Origin of the sequence: Shewanella sp. T24-MNA-CIBAN-0130 (assembly GCF_040310185.1) — a bacterium.
GTDB lineage: Bacteria > Pseudomonadota > Gammaproteobacteria > Enterobacterales > Shewanellaceae > Shewanella > Shewanella psychromarinicola.
The window spans coordinates 98,549-118,767 of the sequence record NZ_JBEOPP010000004.1; the positions used below are offsets into that span (position 1 = coordinate 98,549).

Annotated in this window: 17 protein-coding genes; 10 read left to right on the forward strand and 7 right to left on the reverse strand. The window is 43.5% G+C overall.

Annotated elements, in window-relative coordinates:
- The first annotated feature begins 23 nt into the window (after window positions 1-23).
- The 3 genes from AAEZ02_RS02905 to AAEZ02_RS02915 all read left to right on the forward strand — a co-directional run bounded on the left by AAEZ02_RS02905 (window position 24) and on the right by AAEZ02_RS02915 (window position 2,557).
- Window positions 24-398: a DP-EP family protein gene (locus AAEZ02_RS02905; RefSeq protein WP_351075785.1), complete on the forward strand. Its 375-nt coding sequence runs from the start codon at window positions 24-26 to the stop codon at window positions 396-398.
- Between the two features lie 181 nt (window positions 399-579).
- Complete coding sequence (locus tag AAEZ02_RS02910) at window positions 580-762, forward strand: hypothetical protein (RefSeq protein WP_124013574.1); 183 nt, start codon at window positions 580-582, stop codon at window positions 760-762.
- Between the two features lie 685 nt (window positions 763-1,447).
- Window positions 1,448-2,557, forward strand: coding sequence for a sensor domain-containing diguanylate cyclase (locus tag AAEZ02_RS02915; RefSeq protein ID WP_206191869.1), 1,110 nt, complete (start codon window positions 1,448-1,450; stop codon window positions 2,555-2,557).
- 63 nt (window positions 2,558-2,620) lie between these two features.
- Here AAEZ02_RS02915 and AAEZ02_RS02920 read toward each other — a convergent pair whose 3' ends face one another.
- Together AAEZ02_RS02920 and AAEZ02_RS02925 are read right to left on the reverse strand one after the other, a co-directional pair.
- A complete protein-coding gene (locus tag AAEZ02_RS02920) occupies window positions 2,621-3,790 on the reverse strand; it encodes an alkane 1-monooxygenase (RefSeq protein ID WP_351121846.1) in 1,170 nt (389 codons plus the stop codon).
- Between the two features lie 9 nt (window positions 3,791-3,799).
- A complete protein-coding gene (locus AAEZ02_RS02925; RefSeq protein ID WP_124013572.1) occupies window positions 3,800-4,129 on the reverse strand; it encodes a 2Fe-2S iron-sulfur cluster binding domain-containing protein in 330 nt (109 codons plus the stop codon).
- A gap of 141 nt (window positions 4,130-4,270) precedes the next feature.
- Here AAEZ02_RS02925 and AAEZ02_RS02930 point away from each other — a divergent pair, with 141 nt between their 5' ends.
- Complete coding sequence (locus AAEZ02_RS02930; RefSeq protein ID WP_124013571.1) at window positions 4,271-5,284, forward strand: AraC family transcriptional regulator; 1,014 nt, start codon at window positions 4,271-4,273, stop codon at window positions 5,282-5,284.
- A 367-nt stretch (window positions 5,285-5,651) separates the two neighbouring features.
- Here AAEZ02_RS02930 and AAEZ02_RS02935 read toward each other — a convergent pair whose 3' ends face one another.
- Entirely contained in the window at window positions 5,652-6,479 is an 828-nt protein-coding gene (locus AAEZ02_RS02935; protein WP_124013570.1) for a class II aldolase/adducin family protein, read from the reverse strand.
- A 91-nt stretch (window positions 6,480-6,570) separates the two neighbouring features.
- On the opposite strand from AAEZ02_RS02935, the gene AAEZ02_RS02940 reads away from it, so the two are divergent.
- From AAEZ02_RS02940 to AAEZ02_RS02955, 4 genes are all read left to right on the forward strand, one after another.
- Window positions 6,571-7,476 carry a LysR family transcriptional regulator gene (locus AAEZ02_RS02940; RefSeq protein ID WP_351121849.1) on the forward strand — a complete coding sequence of 302 codons (906 nt, stop codon included), beginning with the start codon at window positions 6,571-6,573 and terminating at the stop codon, window positions 7,474-7,476.
- Between the two features lie 159 nt (window positions 7,477-7,635).
- The gene (locus tag AAEZ02_RS02945) at window positions 7,636-8,352 is read left to right on the forward strand and encodes an oxidative stress defense protein (RefSeq protein WP_124013568.1); all 717 of its coding nucleotides are present in this window, start codon (window positions 7,636-7,638) and stop codon (window positions 8,350-8,352) included.
- 597 nt (window positions 8,353-8,949) lie between these two features.
- A complete protein-coding gene (fdhF, locus tag AAEZ02_RS02950) occupies window positions 8,950-13,155 on the forward strand; it encodes a formate dehydrogenase subunit alpha (RefSeq protein WP_351088664.1) in 4,206 nt (1,401 codons plus the stop codon).
- A gap of 282 nt (window positions 13,156-13,437) precedes the next feature.
- Window positions 13,438-13,671 carry a hypothetical protein gene (locus AAEZ02_RS02955; RefSeq protein ID WP_351121852.1) on the forward strand — a complete coding sequence of 78 codons (234 nt, stop codon included), beginning with the start codon at window positions 13,438-13,440 and terminating at the stop codon, window positions 13,669-13,671.
- On the opposite strand, the gene AAEZ02_RS02960 is transcribed toward AAEZ02_RS02955, so the two are convergent.
- The 3 genes from AAEZ02_RS02960 to AAEZ02_RS02970 all read right to left on the reverse strand — a co-directional run bounded on the left by AAEZ02_RS02960 (window position 13,657) and on the right by AAEZ02_RS02970 (window position 17,137).
- A complete protein-coding gene (locus AAEZ02_RS02960) occupies window positions 13,657-14,514 on the reverse strand; it encodes a universal stress protein (protein WP_233768568.1) in 858 nt (285 codons plus the stop codon). The two genes, AAEZ02_RS02955 and AAEZ02_RS02960, sit on opposite strands and share 15 nt — an antisense overlap.
- A 29-nt stretch (window positions 14,515-14,543) precedes the next feature.
- Window positions 14,544-16,034, reverse strand: coding sequence for a SulP family inorganic anion transporter (locus AAEZ02_RS02965; protein ID WP_101032687.1), 1,491 nt, complete (start codon window positions 16,032-16,034; stop codon window positions 14,544-14,546).
- Window positions 16,035-16,849: 815 nt separating this feature from the next.
- Window positions 16,850-17,137 carry a hypothetical protein gene (locus AAEZ02_RS02970; RefSeq protein WP_124013566.1) on the reverse strand — a complete coding sequence of 96 codons (288 nt, stop codon included), beginning with the start codon at window positions 17,135-17,137 and terminating at the stop codon, window positions 16,850-16,852.
- 250 nt (window positions 17,138-17,387) lie between these two features.
- Here AAEZ02_RS02970 and AAEZ02_RS02975 point away from each other — a divergent pair, with 250 nt between their 5' ends.
- Window positions 17,388-18,230, forward strand: a complete 843-nt coding sequence (locus AAEZ02_RS02975; protein ID WP_124013565.1) for a sulfotransferase domain-containing protein — start codon at window positions 17,388-17,390, stop codon at window positions 18,228-18,230.
- A 156-nt stretch (window positions 18,231-18,386) separates the two neighbouring features.
- Here the strand turns inward: AAEZ02_RS02975 and lgt are convergent, their stop codons facing one another.
- Window positions 18,387-19,163 (reverse strand): prolipoprotein diacylglyceryl transferase, encoded by a 777-nt coding sequence (gene lgt / locus AAEZ02_RS02980; RefSeq protein ID WP_351089183.1) that lies wholly within the window; start codon window positions 19,161-19,163, stop codon window positions 18,387-18,389.
- A 180-nt stretch (window positions 19,164-19,343) separates the two neighbouring features.
- Between lgt and AAEZ02_RS02985 the strand changes: the two genes are divergently transcribed.
- On the forward strand, window positions 19,344-20,189 hold the full coding sequence (locus AAEZ02_RS02985; protein WP_351089185.1) for a pseudouridine synthase family protein: 846 nt from the start codon (window positions 19,344-19,346) through the stop codon (window positions 20,187-20,189).
- The last annotated feature ends 30 nt before the right edge of the window (window positions 20,190-20,219 follow it).

Sequence of the window (20,219 nt, forward strand, 5' to 3'; positions counted from 1 at the left end):
AAACAAAAAGTATGGAGAATATAATGTCAAATACTCAAGGCCAAGCAACGTTTTTTAACCTCACCGTCACCCTCGACAATGATGTGCCAATATTTACTTACACCAACCTAGATGGCACCGCAGTATGTGGCAATGTGGTCATTAACCAATACAGCACCATCTCTTACCGGCTAATTGACAAAACAGGTAAGGGGCTTAAATTTGTTGGCGCGGCCTTTACCACCCCGTTTGATAAAATTATCGATGCCATCACCATCAGCAGCGATGGCAGCTTAATTCAATTAACTGATTTAGATGAAACACCAGGCAATACCGGCTTTCAATTTGTGCTATCAAACAGCAGCAATACCTTACTGGTACTCAGTCCAGATCCTGAAATTATCAATCACCCAAACTAGATATTAAATACATTAAACATTAAAGCTCAGGCTTGCCCTGAGCTTTTTATCTTGTTCAACCTAGCTAAACCAGCAATAGCTAAACCAATCCATAGCCTAACCATGGCTAAAACGGCGTGTGTTATTCATTAACACACTGTGTTTTTTAAAAGTTAACTTATTATATTTAAAAGGAATTAGTATGAAATGTTCTATCTCTTTGGTGTTTGCCGCCATATTGTGTGCCGCTCCGATTATCAGCCAAGCGGCAACCCAACAAGAGATTGATTTAGCACTGGCACCGATCAAAAATAGTGCAGAACGGCAAGTGCTATTAAGCGATATGTCAGCGTTAGATGCCCTCGAAGATACCTTGCTCAACTAAACTAAACTAACTAACTAAACTAACTACACTAACTACACTAACTACACTAACTACACTACACTACAGTTCAGTTCAGTACAGTACTGTCTATGTTGTTCAACAAAACGCCCCCCATAGAATGCTTATCCTGATATAAAATATATCGCCGCTCGACAATCTTTAGCCTTATAAAAACCAATCACCTCTCACTATCAAGCCGCTAGTATCAAGCAACTAATATCAAGCCATTAGTATCAAGCCGCTAGCATCAAGCAACTAATATCAAGCCATTAGTATCAAGCCATTAGTATCAAGCCATTAGTATCAAGCCGCTAGTATCAAGCCGCTAATATCAAGCAACTAATATCAAGCCATTAGTATCAAGCCGCTAGTATCAAGCCGCTAGTATCAAGCCATTAGTATCAAGCCGCTAGTATGCCCCTATACAAGGTTTTTTTACTCAGTCATGTCTCTATTTTGGATCAACTCACACCTGCAGATCGCTGTAACACTCAAGCGCTAACCAATAACATTTAGCCAATAGCAATACTTTTACTCAATAAACATCAATTTGCAATCCATTTAAATACATTCAAATCAACAAGTTAAAACCAGAAGGTTACCGAAAGGTAAAAAGGCATTATTCCTAATAGAGTATTTGACATCAGCACCGAGTCGACAGTCGAAACACACAAAGGAATGCACCATGTTTAACCATGACAAATTAACTGAACTCAATGACACCATTTCCCGAGTGACTAAATTAACAGACTCGTTTGCTAAATATCCTGGCATAGTCAAAAAGCAGATTTCAAATAACCTTATGACTCGCGAAAACGTTATGTATAAAAACATGGTGACTGCACAACAACATGGTCAAATCACCACCGCAGAAAACCTACAAATCACCACTTTGCTCAATGTGATAAGTGCGATATCAGAAGCGATTTTTGTGATTAATTCTGCTGGTGTGATTGAGATGATAAATCCATTGGCGGCTAAATTATTTGGTGCACATAATGAGATGTTAATTGGCCAAACTTGGACCGATTATTTACAAAGCCCGTTTAAAGATGAATATCAATCGTTATTTGATGTTTGGAATAAGGCAAATGCAAGCAATAAACAAACCGCGCCGTTTAATCACGGTCCAAAAGAAATTATCATTAATCGCGGTGACAGCACCTTACTCGAAGCCGACTTGTCATTGTCATGCTTACCCTCAATGCAAATGGGATCTGAACCATTATTCATCGGTATCATGCATAACTTAACCAACCATAAAGCTGAGTACCATAAACTGCGCCACTTGGCTCACACAGATAAATTAACTGGCCTTGCAAACCGTCACGCCTTTGATGATGCCCTGCAAACCAACTGGAATGACAGTATTAACCACGACCAACCCTTGTGTTTAATCATTATCGATGTCGATTATTTTAAAATATTTAACGACCAATTTGGTCATGTGAATGGCGATAAATGTTTGCAAAAAATTGCCAAGGTGCTTTTGGATGCATTGCCATCAAGCAATGCCATGGCAGCCCGCTATGGTGGCGAAGAGTTTGTGGTCATTTTACCCAACAGCAACCCATTAACAGCTGAATATATTGCTCAAAAAATTCAGCGAAGTATTAATCAATTAACCTTTACCGACTTGGGGTTGCCTGCGCAAACTAAAATCAGTGTCAGCCAAGGTATTGCCTGTGAACGCGGCGGTCAATATCGCACCCCAACAGCCCTAGTATGCGCAGCAGATACCGCACTTTACCGCGCAAAATCAAGCGGGCGTAATCGAATCAATATCAGTGGCTAACCGTTAACGACTAACAATTAGCCATTAGCGAATAGCCATTGGCAGATAAATCCGCCTACTGGTTCAAATACTTGCTTTAGCACAGGTTTGATAAGCTGCAATACCACTGTTTGCATTGGCTTGCAGGGCAAGTTGATACTCGATAGCTGTGGCAAAATGTGCATCCCAATGCTGCAATTTGGGCAACATAAGTTGATGCCACAATGGTGGAATAAGCGTAAGGACAAAAGTACTCAGATACCCGCCAATCATTTGCGGTGCGTGCGGATACGGTGACAATTGATGATAAGGTAATTGGCCTTGGGCGTGATGATGCGAATGGCGAGTTAAATTAAACATCGCCCACGAACTCACCCGTTTATTGGTATTCCAAGAATGGTGTGGTTGTACTGGCGAGTTGACCGCTCGAACTAAGCCATAATGCTCCATGTAATTGACTATTTCTAAGGTCGCTTTAGCCCACAACGCCATTAGTACAAAAAAACTTACCCCCTGCCAACCCGCTAGCCAAAACACCCACCCCATAATCACTAAGCTCATGGCATATCCTCTTAAGGCTTTGTTGTGCCAACTCAATAGCGCAAGCTGTTTACGCATAAGCCTTTGTAGCTCAATGTGCCAGGCACTTATATTGCCTTTAATGGTCGAAATAACAATGTGCGCATACACATTCCGGCCACGGGGCGCAGTCGCAGGATCGTCCAAGGTACTAACATACTTGTGATGCCCATACACATGCTCAATGGCAAAGTTAGCATCAAAGCTAAAGGCCAATAACCAGCGGCCAATCAATAATGACACCGGCTGCCAAGTTCGGTGGCTTAACTCATGGCCGGTAATTGTTGCCATTACACCAACCACTAAGCCTAAATAAATCACCATTACCCCATACTGGATCAGGCTGGTATTTTCTCGCGCCAATAACACATCATAACCACTGATACGGGTGATCAAAGCGCCATATTGACCGATATCCTGGCTGGCAAACTGCCAACTGCTAACAAACACCAACATCACGGTTAAGGGCAGCGCCAACCATAATTGCCACGTCAGCAAGGCCGGAAACTGATAGCTCGGCGTGTGTACATCATCACCAAATAAAATATCGCCACCTAAATACACCGCCACCCATATAGCAAAACCTATACTGATGTATGACTCACCCAAGGTAATACTGGCAATGGCAATCAGCGCCATAAGGTGAAACGACATAAACTTAAGATATTTAAACATCACAGTGTCCTACTCTTGCGGCTCATCAGCCAGCTGACGCTGACGAAAATTCAGTTTAATACTGACATTAGACCTTGGCACACTTTGGCACGCCAAAATCATTCCTTGAGCTATCGCCTTGGCTGATAACACGTAAGCACTGTCGGTTAACTGTTTAACCTCACCAGACACTAACTGGCACCGACAAGCGCCACAGCTGCCCACCTGACAATGGTGAGGAAAGCGAATGTTGGCCGCCAGTGCAGACGTTAAAATGGTTTGCTTTACGCTGACTCGCTCAATCACTTTCTGGTCATTAATCGTTAGGGTCACAGGTTTGGCCGTAAACATTGACAACATAAGCCGTCCTTTAAGGTTAAAGGTTAACTTTACGCCAGCATCCAAGATAGAAAAGAGGGGGAGATGGACATAAAGGGGTCATTAATAGACAAATGCAACAAAATCCGTTACAACTAAGTTAAATCCATTGATAAGAATGTTATGCAGCCACTGCCAATTTTTTACTTAAACCAAGTTTATCAACAACTAAGCCTGTGGGAATGTAATGTTAACATTTGGCTGAGGCATAACGGCATCACACTTGAGCAATTACAAGACCCGTACTATCAAGTGAGTTTTGATGATTATCAACGGCTAATAAACTCTGCAATCAATCTTTCGGCCAGACCAGACCTAGGTTTACATGTCGGCAATCGAATAAGCATTAACACTCATGGCATGATGGGTTTTGCCATGCTTAACAGCAGCACGCTTAAACAAGCCATTGATACATTGAAGCAGTTTATTAACACCCGCACGCCGCTGGTTAGGGTAAATATCCACGAAACGGCCGACACCATGGTCATAACATTCCAAGAAGTACAACCACTAGGCGTAATACAACAACCGTTTATGGATGCACTCTTGGTGACTATTGCTAAGTTGCTGCAACAACTCAGTCCGCACTCTCCGGCGTTATGTCAGATTAATCTGAGCTTCCCTGCGCCAACTTATTGGCAGCAATATTCGGCATTAACTAAGGTGCCAGTTCATTTTAACCAAGCTAGCACCCAGTTTATATTAACCCAAACATTGTTAACCCAACGCCTTGAGATGGCCGATCCCAGCTCATTTATGCAAGCCAGACAATGGTGCATTAACGAACTCGATCTACTTAACGGACAGCAGAGTTTGAGTGATAAGCTGTATCAGTATTTATTGCCAAGCCCGATGCCATTACCCAGTTTGAGTGACACCGCAGCGCATTTTCACATGACACCACGCACCCTGCATCGCCATTTAGCTCAACAGCAAAGTAGCTATAAAACTATTGTGGCGTCGGTGAACCATCACATTGCTAAGCATTATTTATCGCAATCTCAAGGCAGCATTAAACAACTGGCATATCAATTAGGTTATGTGGATGTGACTAATTTTCGGCGGGCATTTAAGCGCTGGCAAGGCATGACCCCAAGTGAATACCGCCAGCAGCAAAAGACAGGATCCGAAATATGAGTTTTTAAGATGAGTATCTAATGTGAGTATCTAATATGGGTCGCGAATGTGAGTTTCTAATATGGGTCGCGAGTGTGAGCATCTAATATGAGTCGCGAATATGGGTCGCGAGTGTGAATATCTAATATGGGTTGCGAGTGTGAGTATCTAATGTAGGTCACGAATGTGAGTATGCCATAAACGTAAAAAAGCAAACTGCGTTAACCTTAAACCCATGCTAAACATCATCAAGACAAGCGCCAAGGGTCGTCGTATTCCGCTAATAATCAATCTGTCATGGGCGGTCATTTTTGTTCGCTAAGCAAGCTTAGCGAACCTCAGATCACCATAATAAACGCGTATTAAACTGCTTTGTGGCTAAACAAGCTTAGTCTAAAAAGCTGTTATCTTGAGCCAGCATGACTTGATACAGAGGTTGAAAATTACCCCAAGTGACTAAGTCAGACCCATTAAATTGACGGGTTTTTGTGGCAATATCATGGCCAATCAACTTAAGTTCACCTGCCGCTTGTGCCAGTAATTGGCTATGACAACAACTGTCTAGCATAACAAAGTTGGCCGTGGCCGCATCAACTGACTTCCCTACGGTCAATAAGCCATGATTTTGTAAAATCACCGCCGCATGGCCTTGCAGCGCCTCAGCAATCATGTCGCCTTCAGACACCTCGGCAACCACACCGGTAAAGGTATCAAACACACTGTGGTTGTCATAAAACATGCAAGCATCTTGTGAAATCGGTTTCAGTAACTCACCTAATGCCGAAAACGCACGACCATAAGTGGTATGGGCATGGGCTACCGCATTCACGTCTGGGCGCGCATGATGAATACGTGAATGAATCGCAAACGCGGCATTATTAATCGGGTGCTTACCTTCCAAAATTTGACCTTTATGGTTAACACGCACTAAGTCTGATGCCCTAATTTTAGAAAAATGCACCGCCAAAGGGTTTACCCAAAATGAATCGGGATCAATACAATCACGCAAGGTAATGTGGCCCGCCAAACCTTCATCGAATCGATAATGGGCAAACACTCTAAATGCAGCGGCTAGGCGCTGTTTTTCAAATTGTTGTTGCTGTTGTTTACTGTCAAATTTTGGCGGTAACGGCATCGGATACTTATCGGTACCAATGGTCATTTTTTTAATTTGTTGGGCTTGTTGTGCTTCGTGTTCGTCGTGTGAAATGGTCATCTTGAGTCTGCTTATATTGGTTTAGTTTGACTTTAATTTAACCAAGCCTAAAATAAATTCAAATGATACTAACTTATAGATAACTATTAATATGCTGCATAATAAGATTGATTTGAATCTATTTCTGGTCATGGTCACGGTTTATCAGCAAGGGAGTATTACTGCCGCAGCCACTAAGTTGCACTTAACCCAACCTGCGGTGAGCCATGCTATCGCCCGCTTACGCAGCAAATTTAACGACCCATTATTTGTCCGTCATGGCCGTAAAATGGTGCCAACAGCCTTGTGCCAAAAAATCATTCCCGATGTGCTGCAAGCGATTAATTTACTTAATAACACCGTCAGCCAACCTGCCACATTTGATATTCAGCAGCATAAACGGGAAATAAAACTCGGTTTAAGAGATATTTTAGAGTCGATGTTTTTCCCAATATTGGTGCCTGACTTACTTAAAAACACCCCTAACCTCACCATAAACAGTCGTCAAATTAAGCGGACAGAACTTGAACCCTCATTGGCTCAGCAGAGCTTAGATATTGTTATCGACGTGCTGATGCCAACCCATAAAGACATACGCAGTAGCTTAATTTGTCATGAAGGTTTTTCGCTTATTTGCCGCAAAGATCACCCCATACTGCAACAGCTAACCCTGGAACATTACGGTAAAGCGTCACATGCGTTAGTCAGCTTAAAAGACTTTACCATCGACACCGTCGACATGGCATTAGCCACCCAAGGGATCACCCGCAATATTGCCTTGCGCTGCGAGCACTACTTTGCCTCCATTAACGTTGTTAGCCAGTCAGACATGATAATGACCATGCCCAACAGCTATGCCATGTTGCTGCAACAATCTATGCCTATTGTGGTGTCACCCTTGCCATTTGACGTACCCAATTTAGCCGTACACATGTATTGGCATAAACAAGCTGAAGAAGATCCAGTAAACCAATGGATAAGAACTAAACTGCTTAATATCTCAGCGCAGTTGTTCTAGTGGTCTTTAAAATAACAAATAGAATAACAATAAAAATAATCACCCATAAAACAATCACCCATAAAAACCCTTTTTTAATCTAGCTCCGTTTACACACATAACAGACCAAGATTAGCGGTTTAAAAAATAGCATAAAGCGAACTATTAGCGGAGTCATCAATGAACAGACCATTACTTATTAGTATCCTCTCGGGCGTATTATTCACCTTAACCGCAGCCAGCAGTTTATCGACACTGCAAGCGGCTGAGTTAAGTTTCGCCCATATTGAAACAGAAGGAACCAGCACCATAGAAGCCCCGGCAGACATGGCCATCATCAATGTCCAAGTATCAATAGAAGCGGATAGTGCCAAAGCGGCTAAAGACAAAGCCGACGATGCCGTCAGCCAATTTATGCAGCGTTTACTCAACGCGGGTATCGACAAAAAGCACATTCAAAGTGCTAATTTACAGCTCAATCCACAATACAGTTATGTGCAAAATGAACCACGAAAATTGACCGGCTATAGCGCAAATCGTCAAATGACGGTAACCGTAATGGACCTCAACAGCTTAAATGAATTACTCGATAGCGCTTTGGTTGAAGGGATTAATAACGTTAATAATATCGAGCTGAAATCCAGCCAAGAAGCACAAATCATTGCCCAAGCTCGCCAAGCCGCCATTAACGATGCCAAGCAAAAAGCCCAATCGCTCGCCAAAGGCTTTGGCGAACAAATCGCTGGCGTATGGGAAGTAAGGTACTTTCCGCAGCAATCACATCAACCTGAAATGTACCGTGCCAGCATGAAAATGAATGCTGATGTGGCGCAAACCTATCAACAAGGTCAAGTGACGATTAGCGACAGAATCGAAGTGGTATTTAGACTCAAATAGTCATACTGCCGGAAGTCGCTAAAGGCAATGTGCCAGAGCTTATCGCTACGCTGGCACATTAGCTTGCAGCCAAGCAACAAAACCAATGGTGATAAGCATCCGTTAGGGTAACTGAACGAGTCTACTCTTTAAAACAGAGCAGCTTGGTGGATTAACACAGTATATTTCACCTCAGATCGGATAATAAACAGTTATCAAACAGCCCTTTGTACGGCTAACTTCATTATATTTATTGGCAATAGGATCGTCCAGAATCATAAACAATGGCAATAAACATTCACTTTTATCTGTAAAAATAACAAGCTCAAACAAGTAATAACCTTATATTTATTAAGGTTTTATTATAAAAATTTCATTTAATTGCCACAAAAATGATCTGAGTCACATATGGATCTCGCTCCTCAAACTAAACTTAATGAATTGAATGTGACTGTGGATGCGAGAAAAAGGTTAGCAAGATTAATCTGCATTACTGACATAAAAACCACTATAGGCATACTCCATTTACGCTGTTGTACCCTAATGATGTCCTACTCGTCGCATCCTCAAAGGCATTAAGACTTAGCCAGTGACTCCGAAAAATTAAAAGGCCTTGCAATGATTGATATCACTATCGACGGCACAACGCTATCGCTTCCCCAGACAAACAACTTGTTAAAGGCAGCCATTGACGCCGGTATTAATATACCTAGCTTATGTGACTTCTCCCACAATCAAGAGAAGCAGCACTGTAATTTATGCCAAGTACAAATAAAAAACCATGATGGCAGTTTACGGTGTGTTCGTGCCTGTGAGACACCGCTGGAAGCCGGCTTAGATGTGATTACCAAGTCGAGCTATTTAAGCAAAATTCGTCAACAGGCACTCAAAGATATTCTTAGCGATCATTTTGCTGATTGTGAAGCCCCTTGCCAAACCGCCTGTCCAGCCGGCGTTGACGTGCAGTCGTATCTGTATCATATCGGCAGAGGCGATCATAAAGAAGCTGTCAAGGTCATTAAAAAAACCTTGCCTTTGCCACTGTCCATTGGTCGTGTTTGTCCGGCATTTTGTGAAGCAGAATGCCGTCGTGGACTGGTTGACGAACCGGTGGCTATTCGCCAACTCAAACGTCATGCAGCCGATCTGGATTTACATGATTTGGAATCTTATGTTCCGCCAAAAGCACCGGCTACCAATAAACGCATTGCGATTATCGGCAGTGGCCCTGCGGGATTAACCGCGGGTTATTATCTGTCTAATAATGGTCACGATGTGACCATTATGGAATCTGCACCTAAAGCTGGGGGCTGGTTACGTTATGGCATCCCAGAGTATCGCTTACCTAAAGATATTCTTGATAAAGAAATTGAACTGCTCACCCGTAACGGACTTAAGATCCAAACCGGAGTGGCACTGGGTCGTGATACCAATTTAACCGAATTAGTGGCCAATTATGATGCAGTTTGCCTTGCTATTGGGGCACAAAAAGCCGTACCAATGAACTACCCTGGCAGTGATTTAAAGGGCTGTTATTTAGGTGTAGATTATTTGCGCGATTATTGCACCGACAAAAAACTTATCACAGGTAAAAAAGTAGCCGTGATCGGTGGCGGTAACACGGCTATCGATTGCGCCCGCACCGCGGTCCGAGATGGCGCTGATGTGAGCTTAATCTATCGTCGTAGCCGTGATGAAATGCCAGCAGAACCCTATGAAATACATGAAGCCGAAGTGGAAGGGGTTAAGTTTCATTTTCTCACCAATCCAATTGAAAACCACAGTGATAGCCAAGGCCAAGTGAAATCAGTCACGTTTGCTAAAATGGCGCTGGGTGAACCCGATGCTTCGGGCCGACGCTCTCCCAAGGCTACAGGCGAAACGTTTGAGGAAGCGTTTGATACCGTCATTCCCGCGGTATCTCAAAAAGTGGATTTAGCCTTTTTAGACCAGCCAGAAAATCAGATAGACAGTGGTCACATTGCCTTGACTCGCTGGCATACTTTCCTTGGCTGCGAACAGACCATGTCTGCCGGGGTGGAAAAGTTATTTGTTATCGGTGATTCACGCACCGGCCCCTCGACCGCTGTGGCTGCGGTTGCCGATGGCCGAAAAGCCGCTGAGGCCATTGAGGGATTATTAACTGAAGGGTTAACTTGCCATTTAGAACCCGCAGCGTTTAACTCGATAAAAGCCAAGAAAACGTCTTCATTGTCTGCTGAATTATACCCTGACACGGCCAAACGGCCACGCTTGAAAATGCCAGAATTAAACCAGTTAAATCGAGCGCTTAACTTTGCCGAAGTCGAGCTAGGATTCATTCCAGATGCCGCAATGAAAGAAGCCATGCGCTGTTTAGAATGTGCTTGCCAAGCCAATACAGATTGTCAGTTACGCGACTATGCCACCGAATATAAAGTAGACGGTAAAGCACTTGATCAGAGTCAGGCACGTAAATTTAAAGTCGATAACAGTGCGCCTTTTATTACCTTTGATGCCAATCGTTGCATCAGTTGCGCCGCTTGTGTTGAAGCCTGCCATCAACAAAGTGGTCATAACGTTATCAGCTTTGAACCCAATAGTTATCAAGCACTGCCAAATGCGACCGCCGCCATTAGCCGCAATGCCCCTCGTGTCGGCTTCACGGCTTCAATGAGTGACAGCGATTGTGTTCAATGTGGTAACTGTGTTCAAGTCTGTCCAACTGGCGCCTTGGTTGATGCCAGAGATAAAACTCAAGGCCGTGATATAGCGTTAACCAAAACCTCAACGGTGTGCACCTATTGTGGTGTCGGTTGCCGTGTTGAACTGCATGTTGACCAAAGCAAGAATCACGTTATGCGGGTAACCGGTGACAGTCATTCGCTGGTAAATGAAGGCATGTTGTGTGTAAAGGGCCGCTCTGGCTTTGACTTTTTGAACAGTCCTAAACGCCTCACTACGCCATTAATTCGCAAAAATGGTCAGCTCCAACCAGCCAGTTGGGCTGAAGCCTTAGGCTATATAGCAGAGCAACTTCAACCGATTAAAGATGCTGCGGGCCCAAGCAAGTTCGCCGCATTGTCATCGGCTAAATGCACCAATGAAGAAAACTATTTAATGCAAAAGTTCACCCGTAGCATTATGGGTACCAATAGCATAGATCACTGCGCTAGACTGTGTCATTCATCGTCGGTTGCAGGCTTATCCGATACCATTGGCGGCGGGGCCATGACCAATGATATTCCCAGTATTAAAGATTCAGATGTCATTTTTATCATCGGCTCCGATACGACCACTGCCCACCCGATTATCGCCTCGCATATCAAAAGAGCAGTCAATCAACATGGCGCGCGCTTAATCGTCGCGGACCCAAAGAAAACCACTATCGCAGACAGTGCCAATTTATATGTATCACATAAACCTGGCACAGATGTGATGCTACTCAATGCCATCATGCAACAAATTATCATCCATGATTGGCAAGACATGGAATACATCAACAAGCGTATTGAAGACTATCAATTGCTAAAGCAAGAAGTGATGAAGCCTGATTATAATTTAGTCAATGCGGCGTTAATCACTGGGGTGAGCGCCGAAGACATTGCCGCCATGGCAAAAATGATCGGCACCGCTAACAAAACCGCCTTGTATTATGCAATGGGAATTACCCAACATACTTCAGGTTATGACAATGTCGTGTCCACTTCTAACTTACAGTTACTGTGCGGCAACATCGGCGTAAGCGGCGCGGGACTGAATCCATTGCGCGGCCAAAGCAATGTTCAAGGCGCTTGTGATATGGGGGCGTTACCCGACTTTTATCCCGGTTACCAGAAAAACAATAATCCCGTCAATAACGCTAAATTTGCCAACGCATGGGGAAATACTTCGCTGCCGTCAGAACCAGGACTGGCGGCGACTGAAATCATGCAGGCTATTGTTAAAGGCAAACTAGATGCACTTTATGTATTGGGTGAAAATCCGGTACTAAGCGATCCGGATCAAGCCCATGTGATAGCAGCACTGTCAAAAATCAACTTTATGATTGTGCAAGATATCTTTTTAACCGAAACCGCCCAGATGGCCCATGTGGTATTACCCGCAACCGCCTTTGCGGAAAAAGATGGCCATTTCACTAACACCGAACGTCGAGTACAACAGTTACGCGTGGCATTAACGCCACCGGGTGAGGCGATTGTAGACTGGAAAATTATCCAAATGATTGCCAACACCCTGGGTGCCGATTGGCACTACCACAGCACAAAAGATATTTGGCAAGAAATTAACCAGCTCACGCCACAATATCAGGGCCTGACTTGGCAACGACTTGAACACAAGGTAGATGGTTTACAGTGGCCATGTTTTGATGAAAACCATCCTGGCACACCGATTTTGCATACCGAGACGTTTTTGCGCGGCAAAGGTAGAATGATCCCGGTGAGTTATCGTCTGCCCGCCGAAATGCCAGATAGCGAGTATCCATTAATCCTGTCAACAGGTCGCTTGCTGGAGCAATTCCATACCGGCACCATGACACGCAAAACACCTGAACTCGATATTAAAGGTTCACCCAGAGTGATGATTTCTGTTTATGATGCAGAGCAGTTAGGCGTGGGTAACGGTGATATGTTAAAACTCAGTACCCGCCGAGGTGAAATAGAAATAGCCGCCTTTGTGACTAAACGAGCCCAAGTAGGGGTATTATTTTTACCCTTCCACTTTGCCGAAGCCGCAGCCAATAAACTGACCATCAATGCATTGGATCCTATCGCTAAGATCCCCGAGTTTAAAGTGTGTGCCGTTAAAGCTGAAAAGTCACTGCAACCAAGCACTATGGTCTAGGTCTAACCGCACGTGTCTTAGCAAGTGCCTAGAACGCTACGCTGCTAGGACGCTTCGCGGCTAGAGTCTATAAAATCTTAGCAAGTGCCTAGGACGCTTCGCGGCTAGAGGCTATAAAATCTTAGCAAGTGCCTAGAACGCTGCGCTACTAGGACGCTTCGCGGCTAGAGGCTATAAAATCTTAGCAAGTGCCTAGAGCGCTACGCTGCTAGGACGCTTCGCGGCTAGAGGCTATAAAATCTTAGCAGCGAAGCTGTCCCTAGCAGCGAAGCGATACTAGCAGTGACGAAGTCACGCCCTAGCAGCGAAGCGACCCTAGCAGTGACGAAGTCACGCCCTAGCAGCGAAGCGACCCTAGCAGTGACGAAGTCACGCCCTAGCAGCGAAGCGATACTAGCAGTGACGAAGTCACGCCCTAGCAGCGAAGCGATACTAGCAGTGACGAAGTCACGCCCTAGCAGCGAAGCGACCCTAGCAGGACGCCAACGAAGTCATGATTGCTTAGCGCAACAATAACAATGGAATATGACTTTTACTGATCATCCGTGTCGTGTTGCTGCCTACAAAAAATTCACGAATACGTGAATGACCATAAGCACCCATGACCATTAAATCAATTTGGTTTGCTAGTTGGTAAGCTTCAAGGGCGATTTGCACCTCTCCCTGACAAACCGCTGTTGTCACCTCAAAACCTGCCTCGGTAAGAGATTCTGCAACCAAGGTCAATTCGGTCATTGCTTGAGATTGATGGTCAGATGCCATCACCAAATGGCATTCGAGCCCTTCAAGTAGTGGACTGCTTACCACTCGATTAAGGACTGTTTTAGAGGTCTCACTACCATCGTAGGCAATCATAAAACGTGTTGGTATTTGAAACTCAGCCATGACAACTAAAATAGGCTGTTTAAGAGTTCGAATAACACTTTCTAAATGAGTTCCAATCGCCTGCGCCTGATCTTGATGTTGCTCTCCTTGACGCCCGATAACCACGAGTCTGGCATCGGATTCTTGCTCTAGCAGCGTTTCAACCAAATCCCCATGCCGCTGTAGCGTTTCAACCACAACTAAAGGTTGTGCGTCAATAATGCGCGTTTTGGCATCTTGAAGCATATATTTGCCTTGTTCGAGTGCAAGCTTGCTCATGCGCCCTTCAAGTTCAACCATTTCAGCAAGTAGATGTTCTCGGCTACCAAGGCCAATATTTCCCGACAGGTTTAACTCTGTAGGATAGCCCGATTTATCCAATACATGTAGTAAGGTTACTGGGGCATCTAACTGCATGGCCGCCCATCCACTGGCATCGGATACGGCGAGTGTGGCTTTTGAACCATCGATACAGGCAATCACATTTGTCATCATTATTATCCTTTTATGCTGTTGCTATGGGCTTAGTGACCAGACATTATGTTTTCAACGTCTTCAGGCTTATCATGCACACCAAATTTATCCACAATGGTCGCACTTGCTTCGTTAAGACCAATCAATTCAACTTCAGTCCCCTCTCGGCGGAATTTAATCACCACCTTATCGAGTGCCGATACGGCAGTAATATCCCAAAAATGTGCTTGAGATAAATCAATGGTGACCTTATCGACCACTTCTCTGAAATCAAATGAATCAACAAATTTTTCAGCTGAGGCAAAAAATACCTGTCCGACAATTTGATAATGACGCTCAGCTTCGGCTGTCGTCGAGGTGCTCTTAACAACCATGAAACGGCCAACTTTATTGGCAAAGAATAGCGACGCGAGTAACACGCCAACAAATACTCCAATGGCTAAATTATGGGTTGCCACGACAACAACTACTGTGGCGACCATCACAAGGTTAGTCGATAAAGGATGATGTTTAAGATTACGAATAGAATCCCAAGAGAAGGTTCCTATAGACACCATGATCATCACGGCAACGAGTGCGGCCATAGGGATCATTTTTAACCATTCACCCAAAAATACGATTAACACTAATAGGAAAATACCCGCTGAAAAGGTCGACAAACGTCCACGACCGCCAGATTTAACATTGATAATTGATTGACCGATCATGGCACAACCCGCCATTCCGCCCAGTAAACCGGCACCGATATTGGCAATACCCTGCCCTTTACATTCGCGGTTTTTATCGCTTGGCGTATCGGTTAAGTCATCAACAATGGTGGCAGTCATCATCGATTCTAATAAACCAACAACAGCCAGTCCTGCAGAATAAGGAAAGATAATCATCAAGGTTTCAAACGTTAACGGCACATCAGGCCAAAGGAAAATAGGTAACGTATCAGGAAGTTGCCCCATATCACCGACAGTACGGATATCTAAACCAATAAACGCAGCAAACACAGTTAGCGCGACAATACACACTAAGGGCGAAGGCAGCGATTTACCAATCACAGGAATTAATGGAAATAAGTAAATGATACCCAGGCCTGCTGCTGTCATGGCGTACACATGCCAAGTCACATCAGTGAGTTCAGGCAACTGAGCCATAAAGATTAAAATGGCTAACGCATTCACAAAACCCGTCACCACCGACCGCGAGACAAAACGCATCAAACTGCCAAGCTTTAAGTAACCTGCCGCAATTTGGAGTATGCCCGTCAATAGAGTCGCTGCTAATAAATACTCAAGACCTTGTTCTTTAACTAAGGTCACCATCAATAGTGCCATTGCACCCGTGGCAGCAGAAATCATTCCCGGACGACCACCCGTAAAAGAAATCACCACAGCGATACAGAACGAAGCGTACAGGCCAACCTTAGGATCAACCCCAGCAATAATAGAAAAGGCAATCGCCTCAGGAATTAACGCTAGCGCAACGACAATACCGGCTAACAGATCTCCACGGATGTTCGAGAACCACTCTTTTTTCATGCTTTGTATCATGTATTTTACTCTGTTTAAATTTTGGCCAATATATCAACAACATAAGCTAACGCTCGATCTATATCTGCGTGTCACCAGTGAAATTAACTCATTAATACGACAAAATGATATTGGATAATGAGATACGACAAAAACTACCAAGAAGGCAGCGATTACGGACGGATCTAAGCGATCCAAATAGGGAAGGAAATACTAATGCGGCTAGTGCTCATTAATGAAAAAAACCTCGCTATTTTGGTGTTAATTAGGTTTAACATTAATTACACAAGCACTCTATAAAAAGTGCTGGCGGCAGTATAAAGGGTTGTTTAAGCAAAATCAAAGAGCGTAAAAGTAACCTTGCAGACGCTTTTACTAAATGACTGTCTCGTCAGGGCTGTATAAAGTGCCACAAGATATTGATAGCTCAGGTCTAGTTTCATTGAGACAGATGTTGCAAATCGATAGAAAATGATAGTAAGAAAAGCTTTAACCCAGTTTTAGATTTACCATAACAAACTAACCAAACCAATTAGTCTCGCCGATTAATTGTTGCGAGACTAGTATGTAGTCTATCAATAAAGCGCTTAGTATTTAGAAGGCTCACGCATCGTTGCCGCTACTCAATGATCTCCATTTAAGAGAGTGGCGACTTCTGAATAGTTTTCTTTTATGTCTAACAATAGCGCACCTGCATAATGGCTATCTTTAAATGTAGGCTAAACAAGTTTGCATCCGATGACCCATGTACCCGCGTTCGTCATCTGATTATCTAAGGTATTGAAACAGGTAGAATTAGCAATAAATGCTTTAACAAAGCTTCTGATTTTTATTGATTAAAAACCATAATATGCAGGCGCTAAATAAATAATCTCAGCTTCACGGGTTTGAAACACGGTCTCAATTTTTTGAGTTTTTTCATTAATCAGTCGATATGCAAATTGATGCGTTAAACGCTTTTTTTCAATAGGATCGTTTTGAGCATCTAATTCAACTAAATGTACTGATATTAACGTCTTGGGTTCATTTTCAGCATTATCCTGAGCGCTTACATTTGCTGATAACACAAATGTAGCAGCACACAATAACAATTGACTGCCGAACAATGTTGAATTGAAAACCACGTTAACTCTCCTTGTTGATAAAACAAAACAACTTAAATCGCATAGCGCTATTAACTCAAGCATAATGTAATAATCATGCTATATCTGCAGAAGGGTAAGCGGTAAAGCATTAGGTCGTTAGTGCCTTAAAACCGCATCTTCATCAGGGATTTAAAAACTAACCAACCCTGCGCTAAACTTGCCATTTTGCTCAATTATCGGTACTTTTAACCCTATTGAAAGACCTAAAAATAACAACAAAGGATTACGGATGGGAAACATACTTTGGGTGGCCTCTTACCCTAAATCAGGTAATACCTGGGTGCGTGCATTTTTAGAAAACTACATTCAAAATCAAGATCTGCCCATAGACATCAATACCATGCACACCATTTCGACAGCAGAATCGGCGGCGCATCGTTATCAAGCTTATTTACCAAAAGGTAAAACCGCCACCACCGAGCTCACGTTAGAAGAAGTCAGTCTACTGCGGCCACAGGTTCAAGCCGATATTGCTCAGCAAGCTAATGGCACTACGTTTGTAAAAACCCACAACTACTTAGGCGAATATAACGGCCAGCCACTGCATAATTCTACTGTCACATCAGGAGCCATCTATGTGGTTCGTAACCCGCTAGATGTGGCAATTTCAATGGCTAATTACTTTGGTTACAGCATCGATGAGGCCATTGCTTATATGGCAGAAGAAATGACGGGTACCCCAAATGAAGCACCACATGTGCCGCAAATTATTACCTCTTGGTCTATGCATGTGTCTAGTTGGACAGCCGATGATGCCTCAAAGTTGATTTTACGTTATGAAGATATTTTGGATGACCCCAAAAAAGCCTTCAGAAAAGTTGAGTCATTTTTGGGGTTGAAAAAAGATCCTCTGCGGTTAAAAAATGCCATTAAGCATTGCTCTTTTGCGCAATTAAAAGCCCAAGAAACCAAACGCGGCTTTGTGGAAAAACACGAAAATGCCAATGCTTTTTTTAGAAATGGCGCCAAACATCAGTGGAAAACAAAACTCACCGCTGAACAAGTGCAAAAAATTGTCGACACTCATTATGAACAAATGAAGCGCTTTAAGTATTTACCTGGGGGCAAGTAGCCTTATTGAATAAATGGCGCTTGAAACAACTGACCTTTAAAATAAGTCACTCTTTCGCGCAATCGCGCCGATAAAAAATGTCCTATGGCATCAGCCATAGGACATTTTTATTGGATGTTATTTAGGGTATCGAAGTGATTAATTGTATTTACGCGCTTAACTGGGTTTACGGTAAGCCATGATCAGCAGCACTACACCGGTGAGTAGAAACGGTAAGCTTAACCACTGGCCGGCACTGAGTATCGACTCATGGTAGGCCGCTTGACTCACTTTAACGCTTTCAATAGCAATACGGGCGCTAAAGACTGACACTAAAAATACACCAAAAATCGCACCGTGTTTTTGCTTCATGTTGGTATATTTATAAATGGCGTATAAGCCAATAAATATCAATAAATAAGCAAACGATTCATACAACTGTGCAGGGTGGCGCGGTAACATATCTATCCGCTTAAAAATAATTCCCCATGGCAGAGTCGTTGGTTCGCCCAAAATCTCTGAATTAGCAAAGTTGGCTACACGGACAAAAAAGCCAAATATCGCAGTGGCGATCGCTAAACGATCAAGCAAAAACAAAAACGGTAACTTCACTTTGCGTTGGTAGTAATACAAGCCTATTATCGCCCCGAGCCCACCACCATGGCTGGCGAGTCCGCCTTCCCAAATTGCAAAAAATTTTAGCGGATGAGCAAAGTAATAACTCGGATCGTAGAAAATACAATGGGCTAAACGCGCACCAACAATAATGCCCACCACACAATAAACCAATAGGTTATCGAGTGATTCAATATCTAAGCCTTCTTTTGTGTAAATTCGCTTCATCACCTGAAAGCCAGTCGCAATCGCTAACGCAAATAACGCCCCATACCAATGAACCTTTAACCCCATAAAAGAGATCAATACAGGGTCAAGATCCCAAATGATGTGTTCCAAATTACCTACTCCAGTTAATGCTGTGTTTTATCGCATTATGCTAAAACAACTTTGCTGCAGATGATACCCAGATACGCTGCACAAGAGAAAGTTTCATTAACTAATAAACATACTGCGGCTAAATAAGGTAACATTTAGCGCTTATTGACCGTGTGCCAAATGAATGTGTAGAGTTATCTAATGATTGCTGATAAGACCGAATACCATATTGATATAACAGAGCATGGTACTGATGCCATTAATTTGCTGGCGCAAACCAGTGGCTTAAGCAAACAAGTGTTAAAAGGTGCCATGCAAAAAGGTGCCATTTGGCACAGTCACGGCAAGCAAACCAATCGTATTCGACGCGCAAAAAAGCCTCTGCAACCCGGTGACAAACTACACCTTTATTACAATCAATACATTTTAGACGAACAGGTTGCACCGGCAGAGTTACTGTTTGATGAAGGTGAATACAGCATTTGGTACAAGCCTTATGGTATGCGTTGCCAAGGCTCAAAGTGGAGCGACCACAGCACCATTAATCGCTATGCAGAGTTGCATTTACAACCGCAACGTAATGCCTTTATTATCCATCGCCTTGACCGCGCAGCAACCGGTTTATTGCTGCTTGGTCACAGTAAAAAAACCACCGCTGCTATCACTCAGTTATTTCAAAGCCGCGCACTGGAAAAATATTATCAAGTGATTGTCGAAGGCGAGTTTCCTAGCCAACCCATTAGCATTGATAGCCCAGTCGATAATAAACCAGCACTGTCACATGCGACTCGTCTGGTCCATAATCCAGTGCTTAATCAATCAAAGGTGCAGGTAAAAATAGACACTGGCCGTAAACATCAAATTCGTATTCACATGGCTAGCCTTGGTCATCCCGTGGTGGGGGATCGTTTACATGGTCATGGTGACGAGCATTCACCTGATCTGGCACTGACATCGTGTTTTTTTCGCTTTATTTGCCCAGTCAGTAACACCCTAAAAACCTTTGAATTACCCGAGCATTACCGTCCAGCGTTTATCGTCACCTAAGCAATAGCAATGTGATTCATAACCACAATC